At 72.9% G+C, this 17,233-nt stretch carries 13 protein-coding genes, 4 tRNA genes and 1 other RNA gene; 9 read left to right on the forward strand and 9 right to left on the reverse strand.

From position 1 onward, the window contains the following. Window positions 1-31: 31 nt before the first annotated feature. From purL to purS, 3 genes are read right to left on the reverse strand one after another with little or no spacing between them, the layout of a single operon-like run. Window positions 32-2,290, reverse strand: coding sequence for a phosphoribosylformylglycinamidine synthase subunit PurL (gene purL / locus H0H10_RS30440; RefSeq protein ID WP_188184371.1), 2,259 nt, complete (start codon window positions 2,288-2,290; stop codon window positions 32-34). Next, window positions 2,287-2,967, reverse strand: a complete 681-nt coding sequence (gene purQ / locus H0H10_RS30445; RefSeq protein WP_188184372.1) for a phosphoribosylformylglycinamidine synthase subunit PurQ — start codon at window positions 2,965-2,967, stop codon at window positions 2,287-2,289. Before purQ ends, purL begins: the two co-directional genes overlap by 4 nt. Beyond that, on the reverse strand, window positions 2,964-3,227 hold the full coding sequence (gene purS / locus H0H10_RS30450; RefSeq protein WP_019982969.1) for a phosphoribosylformylglycinamidine synthase subunit PurS: 264 nt from the start codon (window positions 3,225-3,227) through the stop codon (window positions 2,964-2,966). The genes purQ and purS overlap by 4 nt, the downstream gene beginning before the upstream one ends. 340 nt (window positions 3,228-3,567) lie before the next feature. On the opposite strand from purS, the gene H0H10_RS30455 reads away from it, so the two are divergent. From H0H10_RS30455 to H0H10_RS30490, 8 genes are all read left to right on the forward strand, one after another. Then, the gene (locus tag H0H10_RS30455; RefSeq protein WP_188184373.1) at window positions 3,568-3,885 is read left to right on the forward strand and encodes a histone-like nucleoid-structuring protein Lsr2; all 318 of its coding nucleotides are present in this window, start codon (window positions 3,568-3,570) and stop codon (window positions 3,883-3,885) included. 231 nt (window positions 3,886-4,116) lie between these two features. Continuing rightward, window positions 4,117-4,188: transfer RNA gene (locus H0H10_RS30460), tRNA-Gly, on the forward strand. Window positions 4,189-4,268: 80 nt separating this feature from the next. Then, window positions 4,269-4,341 (forward strand) — tRNA-Gly (locus H0H10_RS30465). A 128-nt stretch (window positions 4,342-4,469) separates the two neighbouring features. Then, window positions 4,470-5,438 (forward strand): ABC transporter ATP-binding protein, encoded by a 969-nt coding sequence (locus H0H10_RS30470; protein WP_188184374.1) that lies wholly within the window; start codon window positions 4,470-4,472, stop codon window positions 5,436-5,438. Continuing rightward, window positions 5,435-6,253 carry an ABC transporter permease gene (locus tag H0H10_RS30475; protein WP_188184375.1) on the forward strand — a complete coding sequence of 273 codons (819 nt, stop codon included), beginning with the start codon at window positions 5,435-5,437 and terminating at the stop codon, window positions 6,251-6,253. Before H0H10_RS30470 ends, H0H10_RS30475 begins: the two co-directional genes overlap by 4 nt. A 38-nt stretch (window positions 6,254-6,291) precedes the next feature. Next, window positions 6,292-7,542 (forward strand): sensor histidine kinase, encoded by a 1,251-nt coding sequence (locus tag H0H10_RS30480; protein WP_188184604.1) that lies wholly within the window; start codon window positions 6,292-6,294, stop codon window positions 7,540-7,542. After that, window positions 7,539-8,153 (forward strand): response regulator transcription factor, encoded by a 615-nt coding sequence (locus H0H10_RS30485; protein ID WP_188184376.1) that lies wholly within the window; start codon window positions 7,539-7,541, stop codon window positions 8,151-8,153. Before H0H10_RS30480 ends, H0H10_RS30485 begins: the two co-directional genes overlap by 4 nt. A gap of 23 nt (window positions 8,154-8,176) precedes the next feature. Continuing rightward, window positions 8,177-8,249: transfer RNA gene (locus H0H10_RS30490), tRNA-Gly, on the forward strand. Between the two features lie 45 nt (window positions 8,250-8,294). Here the strand turns inward: H0H10_RS30490 and H0H10_RS30495 are convergent. From H0H10_RS30495 to ffs, 6 genes are all read right to left on the reverse strand, one after another. Next, window positions 8,295-9,203 carry a phosphoribosylaminoimidazolesuccinocarboxamide synthase gene (locus H0H10_RS30495; protein WP_188184377.1) on the reverse strand — a complete coding sequence of 303 codons (909 nt, stop codon included), beginning with the start codon at window positions 9,201-9,203 and terminating at the stop codon, window positions 8,295-8,297. An 89-nt stretch (window positions 9,204-9,292) separates the two neighbouring features. Beyond that, a complete protein-coding gene (locus tag H0H10_RS30500) occupies window positions 9,293-10,801 on the reverse strand; it encodes a N,N-dimethylformamidase beta subunit family domain-containing protein (protein ID WP_188184378.1) in 1,509 nt (502 codons plus the stop codon). 197 nt (window positions 10,802-10,998) lie between these two features. Then, window positions 10,999-12,843: a M48 family metalloprotease gene (locus H0H10_RS30505; protein ID WP_188184605.1), complete on the reverse strand. Its 1,845-nt coding sequence runs from the start codon at window positions 12,841-12,843 to the stop codon at window positions 10,999-11,001. Between the two features lie 307 nt (window positions 12,844-13,150). Further along, window positions 13,151-14,404 (reverse strand): phosphoribosylamine--glycine ligase, encoded by a 1,254-nt coding sequence (gene purD / locus H0H10_RS30510; RefSeq protein WP_188184379.1) that lies wholly within the window; start codon window positions 14,402-14,404, stop codon window positions 13,151-13,153. A gap of 149 nt (window positions 14,405-14,553) precedes the next feature. Next, the gene (locus tag H0H10_RS30515; RefSeq protein ID WP_188184380.1) at window positions 14,554-16,881 is read right to left on the reverse strand and encodes a DNA polymerase III subunit gamma and tau; all 2,328 of its coding nucleotides are present in this window, start codon (window positions 16,879-16,881) and stop codon (window positions 14,554-14,556) included. 73 nt (window positions 16,882-16,954) lie between these two features. After that, window positions 16,955-17,049, reverse strand: an RNA gene (gene ffs / locus H0H10_RS30520) — signal recognition particle sRNA small type. 73 nt (window positions 17,050-17,122) lie between these two features. Between ffs and H0H10_RS30525 the strand changes: the two genes are divergently transcribed. Next, window positions 17,123-17,210 (forward strand) — tRNA-Ser (locus H0H10_RS30525). Window positions 17,211-17,233 lie beyond the last annotated feature (23 nt).

Raw genomic sequence — 17,233 nt, forward strand, 5'->3', positions numbered from 1 at the left:
CCGAGCACGGGAGGCCCGGGCCGTACGGGGATCAGGACAGCAGCGCCGGGATCGTGTCCTCGTGCGCCTTGCGCAGCTCCTCCAGGGAGAGCTCGAACTCGCCCTGGACCTCGACGGAGGTGCCGTCCACGACGCCGATGCGGGTGGCGGGCAGTCCCCGCGCGCCGCACATGTCGTTGAACCGGACCTCCTCCGAACGCGGGACGGCGACGACCGCGCGGCCCGCCGACTCCGAGAACAGGAAGGTGAAGGCGTCCAGACCGTCGGGGACGACCAGACGCGCGCCCTTCCCCCCGAGCAGCGCCGACTCGACCACGGCCTGGACCAGACCGCCGTCGGACAGGTCGTGCGCGGAGTCGATCATGCCGTCGCGGGAGGCGGAGATCAGGATCTCGGCCAGCAGGCGCTCGCGCTCCAGGTCGACCTTCGGGGGCAGCCCGCCGAGGTGGTCGTGGATCACCTGGGACCAGGCCGAGCCGCCGAACTCCTCACGCGTGTCGCCGAGGAGGTAGAGCAGCTGGCCCTCCTCCTGGAAGGCGACCGGCGTGCGGCGGGCCACGTCGTCGATGACGCCGAGGACCGCCACGACCGGGGTCGGGTGGATGGCGGCCTCACCGGTCTGGTTGTACAGCGAGACGTTGCCGCCGGTCACCGGGGTGCCGAGCTGCTGACAGCCGTCCGCCAGACCGCGCACGGCCTCGGCGAACTGCCACATGACCGCCGGGTCCTCGGGCGAGCCGAAGTTCAGGCAGTCGGAGACCGCGAGGGGCTTGGCACCCGTCGTGGCGACGTTGCGGTACGCCTCCGCCAGCGCCAGCTGCGCGCCCGTGTAGGGGTCGAGCTTGGCGTACCGGCCGTTGCCGTCGGTGGCGATGGCGACGCCGAGGCCGGTCTCCTCGTCGACGCGGATCATGCCGGAGTCCTCGGGCTGGGCGAGGACGGTGTTGCCCTGGACGAAGTGGTCGTACTGCTGGGTGATCCACTTCTTGGACGCCTGGTTCGGGGACGCCACCAGCTTCAGGACCTGGTCCTTCAGCTCCTCGGACGTCTCCGGGCGGGGCAGCTTGTTCGCGTCGTCGGCCTGGAGGGCGTCCTGCCAGTCCGGGCGGGCGTAGGGGCGCTCGTAGGTCGGGCCCTCGTGGGCGACCGTGCGCGGGTCGACGTCGACGATCTTCTCGCCGTGCCAGAAGATCTCCAGGCGGTCGCCGTCGGTCACCTCACCGATGACGGTGGCGATGACGTCCCACTTGTCGCAGATCTCCAGGAAGCGGTCGACCTTGTCGGGCTCGACGACGGCGCACATCCTTTCCTGCGACTCGCTCATGAGGATCTCCTCGGGCGAGAGCGTGGAGTCGCGCAGGGGGACGTCGTCCAGGGTGACGCGCATGCCGCCGGAGCCGTTGGACGCCAGCTCGCTGGTCGCGCAGGACAGGCCGGCCGCACCGAGGTCCTGGATGCCGACGACCAGCTTCTCCTGGAACGCCTCCAGGGTGCACTCGATGAGGAGCTTCTCCTGGAAGGGGTCGCCGACCTGGACGGCGGGGCGCTTGGAGGGCTTGGCGTCGTCGAAGGTCTCCGAGGCGAGGATCGAGGCGCCGCCGATGCCGTCGCCGCCGGTCCGGGCGCCGTACAGGATGACCTTGTTGCCCGCGCCGGAGGCCTTCGCGAGGTGGATGTCCTCGTGCCGCATGACGCCGATGGCGCCGGCGTTGACCAGCGGGTTGCCCTGGTAGCAGGCGTCGAAGACGACCTCGCCGCCGATGTTGGGCAGGCCCAGGCAGTTGCCGTAGCCGCCGATGCCGGCGACGACACCCGGGAGGACGCGCTTGGTGTCGGGGTGGTCGGCGGCGCCGAAGCGCAGCGGGTCGACGACGGCGACCGGGCGGGCGCCCATCGCGATGATGTCGCGGACGATGCCGCCGACGCCGGTCGCGGCGCCCTGGTAGGGCTCCACGTACGACGGGTGGTTGTGCGACTCCACCTTGAAGGTGACGGCGTAGCCCTGGCCGACGTCGACGACACCGGCGTTCTCGCCGATGCCGACGAGCATCGCGTCGGACTCGGGGGCCTTCTCGCCGAACTGGCGGAGGTGGACCTTGGAGGACTTGTACGAGCAGTGCTCGGACCACATCACCGAGTACATGGCCAGCTCCGCCCCGGTGGGGCGGCGGCCGAGGATCTCGACGACCCGCTCGTACTCGTCCTTCTTCAGGCCGAGTTCGGCCCAGGGCAGCTCGACGTCGGGGGTCGCGGCCGCGTGCTCGACCGTGTCCAGAGGCGTCCGGCTCATGCGTTGACCAGCTTCTTGAGGATCGAGGTGAAGAACGGGAGGCCGTCGGTGCGGCCGGTGCCGATCAGCGGCTCGACGGCGTGCTCGGGGTGCGGCATCAGGCCGACGACGTTGCCCTCGGCGTTGGTGATGCCGGCGATGTCGTTGAGCGAGCCGTTCGGGTTGAAGTCGAGGTACCGGAACGCGACCCGGCCCTCGGCCTCCAGCTCGTCCAGCGTCCGCTGGTCGGCGACGTAGCGCCCGTCCATGTTCTTCAGCGGGATGCTGATCTCCTGGCCCGCGGTGTAGTCGCTGGTCCAGGCGGTGGAGGCGTTCTCCACCCGCAGCTTCTGGTCGCGGCAGATGAAGTGCAGGTGGTCGTTGCCGAGCATGCCGCCGGGCAGCAGGTGGGCCTCCGTGAGGATCTGGAAGCCGTTGCAGATGCCGAGGACCGGGAGGCCGGCCTTCGCCTGGTCGATGACGGTGTCCATCACCGGCGAGAAGCGCGCGATGGCGCCGGCCCGCAGATAGTCGCCGTAACTGAAACCGCCGCACAGCACGACGGCGTCGACCTGCTTGAGGTCCTTGTCCTTGTGCCAGAGCGCCACGGGTTCGGCGCCTGCGACGCGGATCGCGCGCTGCGTGTCCCGGTCGTCGAGGCTGCCGGGGAAAGTGACGACGCCAATACGAGCGGTCACTTCGCGGCCTCCGCGACTTCCTCCACCTTGACGGTGAAGTCCTCGATCACGGTGTTGGCGAGGAAGGATTCCGCAAGATCGTGGATGCGGGCGAGGGCGGCGTCGTCGACCGGCCCGTCCACTTCGAGTTCGAATCGCTTTCCCTGACGTACGTCCGAGATCCCCTCGAAACCGAGCCGCGGCAGTGCGCGCTGCACCGCCTGGCCCTGGGGGTCGAGGATCTCCGGCTTGAGCATGACGTCGACTACGACGCGTGCCACTGGCACTCCCGGTGTGTGGTGCTGAGCAGGTTCCTTCAGACTACCCGCACAAAAAATCTACGCGTGTAGCGTTGTAGGAAAGTACGTGACCCCTGTCACGATTGGGCATCGGTCGCGGGCCCGCACGAAAAGCTTCGGGAAAGATCCCGGATCGTGCCCCGGCGGCTATTGCGCACCGGACACGCGGAGAGATTTAGTCGGTCTTCCCATTTCATTGCCAGGCACTGTACAAATGAAATGTCATTAGCCGATACTTTGCCCAATTGCAGGCGAACAGTCGGCGTCTTCGCGACGTCCTGGCACGTCATCGCGGAGATGCCGCACGAAGGGACCGATATTCGTGGCGCAGCGTGTCGTGGTCACTCTCTTTGACGACATCGACGGCTCGGAAGCGGCGGAGACGATCGCCTTCGGAGTCGACGGCAAGATGTACGAGATCGACCTGAACGAAGCCAATGCCAGGAAACTGCGCAAGGCTCTGGAGCCCTACGTGTCGGCCGGCCGCAAGCGGTCGCGGTCGGGCCGGGCGTACCGGCAGACGGAGGTGGCCCCGGACCCGGCGGCGGTCCGCGCCTGGGCGCAGGCGAACAAGATGGACGTGCCGGCGCGGGGCCGGATCCCGAAGAAGGTGTACGAGGCGTTCGCCGAGGCGCAGTGAGCGGGCGGGGCCTGGCCCTACGCGGTTCCCGGTCCGGCGGTGACCCCCGGTCCGGCGGTGACGTCCGGCCCGGCGGTTCCCTGCCCGGCGGGCGGCTCCCGGCCCGGCGGGCTGCCGCCGACGGCCGCTCAGCCGGCCCCCGCGGCAACCGACTTGCGCAGCACCCCCGGTGATCAGCTAAAGTCTGGAGCACGCCGAGGGGCGAGGCCGAAAAGCCCAGCTCACGGACTTGCGGGTGTAGTTCAGTAGTAGAACATCCCCCTTCCAGGGGGAAGGCGCAGTGTGCGATTCCTGTCACCCGCTCTGCATCGCCGTACCGACCACTCAAGTGGATCAGGTAGGCTGGTGCTCGCACCGATCGGTGAAAGCCGGTCGGAGGCAATGCGGACGTAGCTCAGTTGGTAGAGCGCAACCTTGCCAAGGTTGAGGTCGCGAGTTCGAGCCTCGTCGTCCGCTCGGGAATGAGACCCCGGTCCTGATGGACCGGGGTCTTTTCGTGTTCCCGTCGAGTGTCTGACATTTGTCATGCCCGGCGATGACAGCGCGCACTGCTGCCGGGCCCGCCGGGCGGGGATGCTCGGGGTATGGAAGCGAACGAACACGAACACGTGATTGAGGTCACCGACCTGCGACGTGTGTACGGGGGCGGGTTCGAGGCTGTGCGCGGCGTCACCTTCTCCGTGCGCCGCGGGGAGATCTTCGCACTGCTCGGCACCAACGGCGCCGGCAAGACGTCCACCGTCGAACTGCTGGAGGGCCTGGCCGCACCGGCCGGCGGGCGGGTGCGCGTCCTCGGACACGACCCCTACACCGACCGGGCCGCCGTACGCCCCCGCACCGGGGTGATGCTGCAGGAGGGCGGCTTCCCGTCCGAGCTGACCGTCGCGGAAACGGCGCGGATGTGGGCGGGCTGCGTGAGCGGGGCCCGGCCGCCGGCCGAGGTGCTGGCGCTGGTCGGGCTGGAGTCGAAGGCCGGCGTCCGGGTGAAGCAGCTGTCCGGGGGCCAGCGGCGCCGGCTCGACCTGGCGCTCGCCCTGCTCGGCGACCCCGAGGTGCTCTTCCTGGACGAGCCCACCACCGGACTGGACGCCGAAGGCCGCCGGGACACCTGGGAGTTGGTGAGCACCCTGCGCGACGCCGGCACGACGGTGCTGCTGACCACCCACTACCTGGAAGAGGCCGAGCAGCTCGCCGACCGTCTCGCGATCATGCACGACGGCCGCATCGCCACCACCGGGACCCCGGCCGAGGTGACCGCCACGCAGCCGTCGCGGATCACCTTCGAGCTGCCCGAGGGCTACTTCGTGGGCGATCTGCCGCCGCTCGCCGAGCTGGGCGTGACCGGGCACGAGACCGACGGCCGGACCGTCCGGCTGCGCACCCGTGAACTCCAGCGGGCGGCCACCGGGCTCCTGGTCTGGGCCGAGCGGGCCCGGGTGGAGCTGCACCGCCTGGACGTGCGGTCGGCGTCCCTGGAGGAGGCGTTCCTGGGGATAGCGAAGGAGGTCTCCGCGGCGGAGACCGCGCACACGAGGAAGGAGTACGCGGCATGAGCGCCACGAACACCGGGGCGCCCGCGGCGGCGCGCGCCCCGAAGGCGGCGGCCACCACGCCCATGAGCCGGATGACGGCCCTCGCCCGTGCCGAGCTGACCCTGCTCGGACGGAGCAAGGGCGCGCTCGTCGCCGGACTGTTCGTGCCGCTGGTGCTGCCGGTCAGCGTGCGGTCGGCGGCCGAGGAGATGGACCTCGGCGAGGCCGGGCTGACCATCGGCACCCTCGTACTGCCCGCGGCGATCGGCTTCTCCCTGCTGTTCGCCGTCTACTCGACCCTCGTGGGGGTCTTCGTCGTCCGGCGCGAGGAACTCGTCCTCAAGCGGCTGCGCACCGGCGAGCTGCGGGACGCCGAGATCCTGGCCGGCTCCGCGATGCCGGCCGTCGCCACCGGGCTGCTGCAGTGCCTGCTGCTGACGGCCGGATGCGCCGTCCTGCTCGACCTGGACGCGCCGTCCGCGCCCCATCTGGCCGTCCTCGGCCTGCTGTTGGGGCTCGTGATGTGCGCCGCCCTCGCCGCGGCCACCTCCGGCTTCACCCGGACCGGCGAGAGCGCGCAGGTCACGCCCATGCCGCTGCTGCTGGTCTCGATGATCGGCTCCGGCATGTTCGTCCCGCTGGAGCTGCTGCCCGACAAGGTGGCCTCCGTCTGCGAGCTGCTGCCGCTGACGCCCGTCGTCACGCTGGTGCGCGGCGGCTGGACCGGTGACCTGTCGGCGTCCGAGGCACTGGGCGCCCTCGCGACGGCGGTGGCCTGGACCGCGTTCGCGGTGTTTGCTGTACGGCGGTGGTTCCGCTGGGAGCCGCGACACTGATGGACGGTGACGTCGGGGAGAGCGGGGCGAGCGAGGACATGCGCAGGCCGGGTGGCTGGTGGCGGCGGAAGACGACACCGGCCAAGGTCGAGACGTACACGCGGTGGTCCTTCCACTTCTTCGGCGTCATCGAGGTCACGGCGATCGGGCTGACGACCTTCGAGCACGTGGGGACACGCCTCGCGAGCGCTCTGTCGCTGCTGGTCGCCGTGCACGCCGCGGTCTGCATGGTGACGGCGTCCCGGGCGCTGGACTGGACGCGCGGCCGGCGGGCCCAGCCCGTCCGGCTGCTGTGGACCCTCGCCGCCGTCACCGCGGTGCTCGCGGTCGGCGCCGTCGCCCTCGCGGGGCGCGGCCCGGCCGGCGAGGGCGTCGACGCCGCGGCCGGGTCGGTGTTCGGCGGGGTGCTGTGCTTCGGCGCCGGCACCGTGGCGCTCGGCGTCCGCAACCGGCGGCGGATCGTCGCGATCGTCGGCGGCTTCGCGGCGGGGGCCGGCATCGTGGGGTTCCCCCTGGGCATGCCCGGCCCCGTGGCGCTCGCCACGGCCGGCTTCGTGCTGGCCGGCGCCGGTTTCCTCGCCTTCACCTCGGTCTTCTCCGTCTGGCTGCTCAACGCCGTCTACGAACTCGACGAGGCCCGCGAGACCCGGGCGCGGCTCGCCGTGGCCGAGGAGCGGCTGCGGTTCGCCCGGGATCTGCACGACGTGATGGGGCGCAACCTGGCCGTGATCGCGCTCAAGAGCGAGCTGGCCGTCCAGCTGGTCAGGCGCGGGCGGCCCGAGGCGGTGGAGCAGATGATCGAGGTGCAGCGCATCGCCCAGGAGTCCCAGCGGGAGGTGCGCGACGTGGTGCGGGGCTACCGGGAGGCCGATCTGGAGGCCGAACTCGCCGGTGCCCAGGGAGTGCTGGCGGCGGCGGGGATCGCGTGCGAGGTGACCGGCGACACGTCCGGACTGCCCGCCGAGGTGCAGTCGGCGCTCGCCTGGGTGGTGCGGGAGGCGACGACGAACGTGCTGCGGCACGGGGACGCGGAGAAGTGCGCCGTGGTGGTGCGGATGTCTGAGGGGCGTGTGGTGCTGACGGTGGAGAACGACGGGGCGGTCGACGGCTCCGGGCCGGGTCCGGCGGCCGGCGCGGCCGGTCCGGGCGGCTCGGGGCTGGCCGGGCTGCGGGAGCGACTGTCCGCGGTGGGCGGGACGCTGCAGGCCGGGACCGCCGGCAAGGGCGTGTTCCGGCTGGTCGCGGACGTTCCGCTGACCGCCGGGACGGTGCCGGGGGCCGCGTCGTGACGGAGGTCGTGCGCGTTCTGCTCGCCGACGACGAGCATCTGATCCGCGGGGCGCTGGCGGCCCTGCTGTCCCTGGAGGACGACCTGGTCGTGGTCGCCGAGGCGGCCAGCGGGCCGGAGGCGCTGGCGATGGCGCGGGCGCACGCCCCGGACGTCGCCGTACTCGATCTGCAGATGCCCGGCGCGGACGGTGTGAAGGTCGCCACATCCCTGCGCACCGAACTGCCCGGCTGCCAGGTGCTGATCGTGACCGGTCACGGACGGCCGGGGCATCTGAAGCGGGCGCTCGCGGCGGGGGTGCGCGGGTTCGTCCCCAAGACCGTCAGCGCGCAGCGGCTCGCCGAGCTGATCCGCACGGTGCACGCCGGAAACCGCTACGTCGACCCGGAGTTGGCCGCCGACGCGATCTCCGCCGGGGACTCGCCGCTGACCGCGCGGGAGGCGGAGGTGCTGGAACTGGCCGCCGACGGGGCACCCGTGGCGGAGATCGCCGAACGCGCCGCGCTCGCGGAGGGGACCGTACGGAACTACCTGTCGTCGGCCGTGACCAAGCTCGGTGCGGAGAACCGGCACGCGGCGGTGCGTCTCGCGCGGGAGCGCGGTTGGGTATAGTGGCTGTCGCGCCACGGCGCACTGCGGACGTAGCTCAGTTGGTAGAGCGCAACCTTGCCAAGGTTGAGGTCGCGAGTTCGAGCCTCGTCGTCCGCTCCGCATCAAGAAGCCCCCGGCTCCGGCCGGGGGCTTCTTGATGTTCTAGGACCAGCTCGTGCCCGTGAGGCGTTCGTAGGCCTCCACGTACTTGGCGCGGGTCGCCTCCACGACCTGCGGCGGCAGCGGCGGCGGGGGCTGCTCGCTCCCGCGGTCCCAGCCGGACTCCGCCGAGGTCAGCCAGTCCCGGACGTACTGCTTGTCGTACGACGGCTGCGCGCGGCCCGGCTGCCACTGGTCGGCCGGCCAGAAACGGGAGGAGTCCGGGGTGAGGACCTCGTCGGCGAGGACGAGGTTCCCGTCCTCGCCGCCCTCGAAGCCGAACTCGAACTTCGTGTCCGCGAGGATGATGCCGCGGTCGCGGGCGATGTCCCGGGCGCGGGAGTAGACGGCGAGGGTGGCCTGGCGCAGCCGGGCCGCGGTGTCCGCGCCGGCCCGGCGTGCCACCTCCTCGTAGGAGACGTTCTCGTCGTGCTCGCCGACCTCGGCCTTGGTGGCCGGGGTGAAGATCGGGGCGGGCAGCTCGGAGCCGTCGACCAGGCCCTCGGGGAGGGCGAGGCCGCAGACGGTGCGGGACTCCCGGTACTCGGCCAGTCCCGAGCCGGTGAGGTAGCCGCGGGCCACGCACTCCACGGGGACCATGCGCAGGGACTTGCAGACCAGGGCCCGGCCCTGCCAGTCGGCGGGGGCGCCGGGGGGCAGTTCGGTGCTGAGCACGTGGTTCGGGACCAGGTCGGCGAGCTGCTCGAACCACCACAGGGAGAGCTGGGTGAGGATCCGGCCCTTGTCGGGGATCTCGGTCGGCAGCACCCAGTCGTAGGCGGAGATGCGGTCGCTGGCGACCATCACGAGGTCGCCCGCCTCGTTCCGGTACAGCTCGCGCACCTTGCCGGTGTGCAGATGCACCAGACCCGGAACCTGGATCGGCTCGGGCTTTTCGACGAATCCGGACACGGTTCCTCCCCGTGGTTCTGTCCAATGGCTTGATTCTCCCGTATGCCCGGGTGATCGACGGACAGGGGGTCGGTGGCGGCCGGACACGGTCAGTCGCGTTTGCAGATGCGGTCCAGGAGGTTGGCGGTGGCGCGCTGGATGCGCGGGTCGACGTGGCCGGGGCGGTCCAGGGCCGGCGACCATGCGAACGTTCCGGACGCGAAGACCCAGGCGCCGGACGCCGCCCGGTACAGGGACGTCTCCTGGTGGCGGCGGACGCCGTCGACGTCGGTGTACGGCGAGTGGGCGAGCAGGATCCGCTCGTCGTGCTCCGGGAGCGGTGTGCGCGGGAAGTAGCGGTCGGCCTCGCCCGCGACCAGGTCCTCGATCTCGTCGCCCTCCTGCGCCCCGGTGGCCTCCCACAGCCAGTGGCCGGCGTTGCGGACGATCAGCGGGTGCGGTTCGGGGACCCGGCCCGCGTACTGGATGCCGATCAGCTGCTGCTCGGCCCGGTCGATCTCCCGCCACAGCGCGGGCCTCCCCGGCCCCTTGCGTTTGCGGCAGGTCAGCAGGCGGTCGGGGACGCCGGAGGGGGAGGGGGCCAGCTCCACCTGCCAGTACATGGTGTTGGCGGAGAGGAACACCAGGGACGTGCCCTGCTCGCGGGCCAGTTCCGTGGTGCGGCGCATGGCGGTGGACCAGTACTCGTCGTGGCCGGGGAAGACCAGGCCCCGGTAGCGGCTCGGGTCGACGCGGCCGGAGTGCAGGTCGCGGGCGTCGGCGTAGGCGAGGTCGTAGCCGTAGCGCTCGGCGAAGCGGATGAAGTCGTAGGCGTGCCCGACGTGGAGGGGCAGGCCCGCTCCCGCGTACGGGCGGTCGAAGGAGACGGTCGTCGCGGCGTCGGCCTCGCCGAGCAGCCGGCCCTCCTCGTCCCAGGCGTGGTAGAGGCTGGCGCCGGTGCGGCCGTCCTCCGGGTAGAGGTTGTACGCCTGCCAGGTGATGTCCGGCAGGACCAGGAGCAGGTCGGCCGGGTCGCTGTCGCGGACCGTGAAGGGCACGTGGGAGCGGTAGCCGTCGGCGGTGGTGAGGACGGCGACGTACGCGCCTATGTTCCAGTACGACGGGATCTGCAGCCGCCAGGACAGCCACCAGTGGTGGCAGGAGACCGTGCGGTCGGCGGTGAGCGGCGGGGGCTGGACGATGCCGGACAGGCGGGGGCTGGTGGTGATCTTGGCTGCGCCGTCGCCGCCGTAGTGGCCGATCCGGTAGACGTCGACGCCGAACTCCTGGGGCGGGTCGACGGTGATGTGGAAGTCGATGGCCTCGCCGGGAGCGACGGCGCCGGTGGCGGTGAAGCCCTTGATCTGGCGGTGCACGTCGTCGGCGGCGCGCGGACCGCCGCCGGAGCGGCGCTCGGGGTACTTCCGGGACTTCGCCCGGGTGTCCGGGGCGGGGTCCTGTGCCGGGTCGGGGTCCACGTACCAGGGGACGACCTGGCCGGAGTCCCCGAAGTACGTCTCGCCGCCGCGCAGCCAGGGGACGGGCCCCTGTCCGAAGGGGTCCGTCACGGCGTGCGCGAGCGCTCCGGACTCCCAGCGGCGGATCTGCTCGGACGCCATGGGACTTCCCCTCCCTCGTGCCCCCGTGGTCGTGCGTATGACGTACGCCCTTGCCATGTGCGCGATCGGTCCCAGCACATCACATTTCGCGCGCGTGCTGTCACTGTTCGTTGCGAAGTGACCGAAAGTGGAAGCGGAGGATCCGATTCACATGTCTCAGAGGGTCGGGGATCAGGTGGTCGCGGAGGGCGGGCGCCTCAGACCAGGCGTACGGGCTTCTCCGGGCGTATGCCGAGCTCGGTGAGCCAGGCCCGCAGCGGGGCCGGGTCGCCGCCCTCGACGAGACTGAGGACGCGGGGGCCCAGGTCCGCCGTCCGTTCGCCGTTGACCAGCAGAGAGGGGCCGTCGAGCCAGTCCAGTCCCGGGGACGCTCCGGCGGTGTCCATCGCCGCACAGCACACCATCGCCGTGATGTGCTCGGTGAGTATCTCGCGGCTGGTGCGCGGGGCCTGCAGGGGGAAGAGCGGGAGCGCCCGGTCGTCCCACAGGGCCCGGTCGGGGCCGGCCGCGCCGACGGGAGGTATCGCGGAGGACGCGGCGGGGGCCCTGGGCCCGGCGGACTCCGCCTCCTCGCGGGCCAGCTGGGCGCTGAGCCCGGCGGCGAGGGCCGCGCCGCGGGGGGTGGTGCCGGCGAGGTCGTCGTCGTGACACGCGTGCGCGTGACCGGCGTTGTCGTGGTCGTCGTCGGGGGTCCGGCCGTCCGTGCGGGCGGCGTGCCCGGCCGGGCCGCCGTGCGCCGCCGGGGGGTGGCCGGCGGCCGGTGCGGACGGGTCCGTGAGGTGGTCCAGCACGCGGGCGAGGGTCGGGCCCTCGGCGCCCGGTGCGGCGCTCTCGGCGGTGCGGCGGACGCCCAGGGTGTCCAGGACCCGGTGGAGCCGGGCCGCGTTCGTGCGCCAGGTGCGGTCGACGACCTCCTCCGGGTACTGGTCCCACTCCACCGGCGACCAGTCCGGGCCGGGCTCCGCCGGGCCCCCGTGGAACAGGCGGGCGGCGAGGAGGGAGACCGCGCCGTCCACGGCGCCGGGCTCCTCCAGCAGGTCGCAGGCCGGGCGCTCGCCCAGCCGGGAGGCGAAGCCCTCGGCCAGGCGGTCGCGGCGGGACAGCTCCGTGAGCGCCGCGACGACGCCGACGTCCAGCCGGGAGGGCCAGCGGCCCATGCGCCAGGCCGGCAGCGCCACCCGGGTCAGCAGCCGGTCCCAGCCGGCGTACGCCAGGCCGACCTGTTCCTGGGCGACGATCCGCAGACCGTAGTCCACGGCCTGTGCGCGCTCGGCGGCCGCCGCCGCGACCCCGCGCTCCATCTCGGCGGCATGGCCGCGGCAGCTGCGCAGCAGCAGCCGGGAGACCCAGCCGAGGCCCTTGCAGACCGTGCGGGACAGCGGACCGCGGTTCCCCGCCGAGGCCACGGCCACCGCGGCGTCCAGGCCCTGGACGAAGCGCCGGGCGGCGGCTATGTCGGGGTGCGCCGACGGTCCCGTACCGGCGACGACGGGGGCGAGGACGGCGCGCAGCTCGCCCACCCGCATCCACCACAGGAAGGGGGAGCCGATGACGAGGACCGGAGCGGCCGCGGACCTTCGGTGCGCGGGCCCGCCCGGGCCGGCCGCGTCGTCCTGCTCCTCCGGGGACGGCGGGCCGTGCGCCCGGTGGGTGCGGTCCTCCAGCCAGCTGTCGCAGTCCGGCGTGAGCGCTATCGCGGACGGCGCGGGGACGTCGAGCCGGTCGGCCAGGTCACGCACCATCCGGTACAGGTCCGGCGCCGAGTCCTCCGCGATCGGGACCGTCGGGGTCATGGCGGGGCGGGCCCGGGCCACGACCAGGGCGACGCCGACGGCGGCGAGCAGGACGAGGAGCGCGATCACGGACACGGCCCAGCGGGCGGCGTCCCACCCCGGGCCCACGAGATGGCCGGTGGAGCCGCCCGCGAGCAGGACCACGGCGGCGGCCGCGGGCAGCAGCGCCACCGCCAGCGCCCGGCTGCGGATCCGCAGCACGGCCAGCGCCCGGGAACGCGCGGTCTGCGCGCCCGCCTCCACACCCATACCGGTCACGGCCGGACCTCACCCCCTCCTTGCTGCCCTGGGCTGTCCTGATGCTCTCCTGCTGGTGCTCACTCCCCCACTGTGGCACCCGCCACTGACATCGCAATGCCGGTGGGCCATGTGCCGGAACGCCTGCGCGGCACCCTAGTTGGGGCCCGGGCACCCGTCAGCCGTATGGCGCATTGGTCACTCGATGGAATGGCTTTGGGCAAAGGTGGATGACGGACAGCAAGGATCAGGCCCCGGTTCCTGAGACGGAGCCGGGGCCTGCCGGGTTCGGTGCGGAGGGGCGTTCTCCGGGCTCGGGCTACGCGCCCGCCGCCGCCTTCGCCGCGATGTCCGTACGGTGCTGGGAGCCGTCGAGGCCGATGCGGGCGACGGCCCGGTAGGCGCGGTCGCGGGCCTCGGTGAGGTCCTTGCCGGTGGCCGTGACGGACAGGACGCGGCCGCCCGCGCTGACCACCGAGTCGCCCTCGCGCCGGGTGCCGGCGTGCAGGACGTAGGCGTGCGGGGCGTCCTCGGCGGCCACCTGGTCGAGCCCGGTGATCGGGTCGCCGGTGCGCGGGGTGCCGGGGTAGTTGTGCGAGGCGACGACCACGGTGACGGCCGCGTCGTCGCTCCAGCGCAGGGGTTCGAGGGGGGCGAGGTTGCCGGTGGCGGCCGCCATCAGCAGGCCGGCCAGCGGGGTCTGGAGCCGGGCCAGCACGACCTGCGTCTCGGGGTCGCCGAAGCGGGCGTTGAACTCGATCACGCGGACGCCGCGGGAGGTGATCGCGAGACCGGCGTAGAGGAGGCCGGAGAACGGGGTGCCGCGGCGGCGCATCTCGTCGACGGTCGGCTGGAGCACGGTCTCCACGACCTCGTCCACGAGCTTGGGGTCGGCCCACGGCAGCGGCGAGTAGGCGCCCATGCCGCCGGTGTTCGGGCCCTCGTCGCCGTCCAGGGCCCGCTTGAAGTCCTGGGCGGGCTGCAGCGGGCGTACGGTCTCGCCGTCGGTGACGGCGAAGAGGGAGACCTCGGGGCCGTCGAGGTACTCCTCGATGACGACGCGCTCGCAGGCCCGCGCGTGCGCCCGGGCCGCCTCGATGTCACCGGTGACGACGACGCCCTTGCCGGCGGCCAGCCCGTCGTCCTTGACGACGTAGGGGGCGCCGAAGGCGTCGAGCGCCGCGTCGACCTCCTCGGGAGTCGTGCAGACGTACGAGCGTGCCGTGGGCACGCCGGCGTGGGCCATGACGTCCTTGGCGAAGGCCTTGGAGCCCTCCAGTTGGGCGGCCTCCCCGGAGGGGCCGAAGACCGGGATGCCCGCCTCGCGCACGGCGTCGGCGACCCCGGCGACCAGGGGCGCCTCGGGACCGACGACGACCAGGTCGGCGCCGAGCTCCGTGGCCAGCGCGGAGACGGCCGCGCCGTCGAGGGCGTCGACCTGGTGCAGCTCGGCGACCTCGGCGATGCCGGCGTTGCCGGGGGCGCAGTGCAGCGCGGTGACGTCGGGGTCGAGGGACAGGGAACGGCACAGGGCGTGTTCGCGGGCGCCGCCGCCGATGACGAGGACCTTCACGGGGTCAGCCTAACGGGAGCGGGCCGGGGTGGTTTGTGCGGGCTTCCGAGGGGAGGGTTGTCCGGTGTTTGTGCGTTCCTCCAGAGCGGGTGCCTGGGGTGGTGCGGGACAGGCACGGACCCACGCGCGCCTGCTCGCGCGCACGGCGCCTACTCGTGCGTGATCTCCTCCACGACCGTCGCCCCCAGCTCCCGTACCAGCAGTTCCTGGCCGGAGAGGGCCGACTCGTCGAGGTCGGGGTCGTCGTCCTCGGGGATGTCGTCCTCGGGGGAGACCGGGGCCGGCGGCTCGGGGGCCGGGGCCGGGGTGACGGGGGCGGCCGGCGCGGGTGCGGCGGCCGGTGCCGCGGGCGGCGCGGACGGGGCGGGGGCCGGGGACGCGGGCGGCGGCGTCACCGGGCGCGGGGCGGACGCACCGCCGCCGAAGCCGGCGTTGCCGGGACCGCCGAAGCCGCCTCCGCCGGATCCTCCGTAGCCGCCGGAGGGACCGGCGGGGGGCTGGGGTGCCGAACCGCCGGAGGGGTCGACGACCGCCTCGATCTTCCACTGCACGTTGAACTGCTCGGCCAGGGCCTGCCGCAGTACGTCCTCGCTGCCGCTGCTCAGGAAGTTGTCGCGGGCACCGGCGTTGACGAAGCCGAGCTGGAGGGACGTGCCGTCGAAGCCGGTCACCTGGGCGTTCTGGCTGAGCAGGATCCAGGTGAACCGGCGGCGGTTCTTGACCACCTCGAGGATGTCGGGCCAGAGCGAGCGGGGGTCCAGGCCACCGGACCGGGGCGTGGCAGCGGCGGCGGGACCGGGGGAGGACGGGGCGGCGGGGGCAGCGGGGGCGGGCTCCGCGGGAGTCGCCGCCCTGGGCTGCCCGCCGCCCGCGGGTGCCGCCGTCGGCCATCCGCCGGGACGGCGCCCGCCACCGGCCGGAGCCGCGGTGGGCCAGGCGCCGGGCGCGGGCGCGGAGGCCGGCGGCACGGACGCGGGTGCGGAGGCCGGTGCCGGTGGCTGACCGCCTCCGGCGGCACCGGTGGCGGGCTGTCCGGCGGGCGCGGCCGGGCCGGCGCCGGCGCCCTCGGCCCGAGCGGCAGGCGCGGACGGGGGGGCACTCGGCGCGTCGGGAGAAGCGACCGGCCCGGCCGCCGACGCGGCGGGAGCCGGGGAACCCGGGCCGGGCGAGCCGGCGCCACCCGGCGCGCGCACCGCCGCTCGGGCCGCGGCCGGCCCGCCCCCCGGCGGAACCGGGGCGGCGGCACCGGCGGCACCCGCATGGGCGTCGGGGCCGGGAACGTACGCCATCGCGGGCGCGCCCGCGCCCGCCGAGAACTGCACACCGCGCTCGATCCGGTCCAGCCGGGCCATCACCGAACGCTCGTCGCCGTACGCGGCGGGCAGCAGCACGCGCGCGCAGATCAGCTCCAGCTGGAGGCGGGGCGAGGTGGCGCCCCGCATCTCGGTGAGCCCCTCGTTGACCAGGTCGGCGGCGCGGCTGAGCTCGGCGGCACCGAAGGACCGGGCCTGGGCCTGCATCCGCTCGACGACGTCGGCGGGGGCGTCGATGAGCCCCTTCTCCGCCGCGTCGGGCACGGCGGCGAGGATGACGAGGTCACGCAGCCGCTCCAGCAGGTCGGCGACGAAGCGGCGCGGGTCGTTGCCTCCCTCGATGACCCGGTCCACGACCTCGAAGGCGGCGGAGCCGTCGCCCGAGGCGAACGACTCGACCACCGAGTCGAGCAGCGAACCGTCCGTGTAGCCGAGCAGGGCGGTCGCCATGGCATACGTCACACCGTCGGCACCGGCGCCCGCGAGCAACTGGTCCATGACGGACATCGAGTCACGGACGGAACCGGCGCCGGCGCGCACCACCAGCGGCAGCACGCCGTCCTCGACCGGGATGTCCTCCTTCTGGCACACCGCGGCGAGGTAGTCCCGCAGGGTGCCGGGCGGCACGAGCCGGAACGGGTAGTGGTGGGTCCGCGACCGGATGGTCCCGATGACCTTCTCGGGTTCGGTGGTCGCGAAGATGAACTTCAGGTGCTCCGGGGGCTCCTCGACCACCTTGAGCAGGGCGTTGAAGCCCTGCGGGGTGACCATGTGGGCCTCATCGATGATGTAGATCTTGTACCGGCTGCCGGCCGGCCCGAAGAACGCCTTCTCCCGCAGGTCACGGGCGTCGTCCACACCGCCGTGCGAAGCCGCGTCGATCTCGATGACGTCGATCGAACCCGGCCCGTTCCTGGCGAGGTCCCGGCACGACTGGCACTCGCCGCACGGCGTCGGGGTGGGACCTTGCTCACAGTTCAGGCAGCGGGCGAGGATCCGCGCGCTGGTCGTCTTGCCACAGCCGCGCGGACCGCTGAACAGGTACGCGTGATTGACCCGGTTGTTCCGCAGCGCCTGCTGCAGCGGGTCGGTGACATGCTCCTGCCCGATGACCTCGGCGAAGGACTCCGGGCGGTAGCGGCGGTACAACGCGAGAGACGACACGCATACGAGGTTATAGGCGCCCACTGACAAACCGGCCCGCGTCGAACGGGGCGCTCCTCACAGCCCCGGACACGCAAACGCCCCCCACGCACCCGCCAGAGCCAACCTACCCTTGCTGCCTTCCGGCCCTGGGGGAGTTCAGTCAGATAGCGCCGCGTGAGGGGCTGCGCCCAGCGTACCCGATCGTTCGGCCCGGGAACGAGTTCGCGAGCACTCCCTCGGGTCATGTAATGTTTCCGGCGGAGGATTCGCCTAGAGGCCTAGGGCGCACGCTTGGAAAGCGTGTTGGGGGCAACCCCTCACGAGTTCGAATCTCGTATCCTCCGCCAGCCCAGAGGGCCGGACCGCACAA

The organism is Streptomyces griseicoloratus, assembly GCF_014534645.1.
Taxonomy (GTDB): domain Bacteria; phylum Actinomycetota; class Actinomycetes; order Streptomycetales; family Streptomycetaceae; genus Streptomyces; species Streptomyces griseicoloratus.

Excerpts from the sequence above, each read along its gene's own strand:
- purL (WP_188184371.1), bottom strand. The coding sequence starts at position 2,290 with ATGAGCCGGACGCCTCTGGACACGGTCGAGCACGCGGCCGCGACCCCC.
- H0H10_RS30480 (WP_188184604.1), top strand. The coding sequence starts at position 6,292 with ATGCGCAGGCCGGGTGGCTGGTGGCGGCGGAAGACGACACCGGCCAAG.
- H0H10_RS30475 (WP_188184375.1), top strand. The coding sequence starts at position 5,435 with ATGAGCGCCACGAACACCGGGGCGCCCGCGGCGGCGCGCGCCCCGAAG.
- H0H10_RS30470 (WP_188184374.1), top strand. The coding sequence starts at position 4,470 with ATGGAAGCGAACGAACACGAACACGTGATTGAGGTCACCGACCTGCGA.
- H0H10_RS30505 (WP_188184605.1), bottom strand. The coding sequence starts at position 12,843 with ATGGGTGTGGAGGCGGGCGCGCAGACCGCGCGTTCCCGGGCGCTGGCC.
- H0H10_RS30500 (WP_188184378.1), bottom strand. The coding sequence starts at position 10,801 with ATGGCGTCCGAGCAGATCCGCCGCTGGGAGTCCGGAGCGCTCGCGCAC.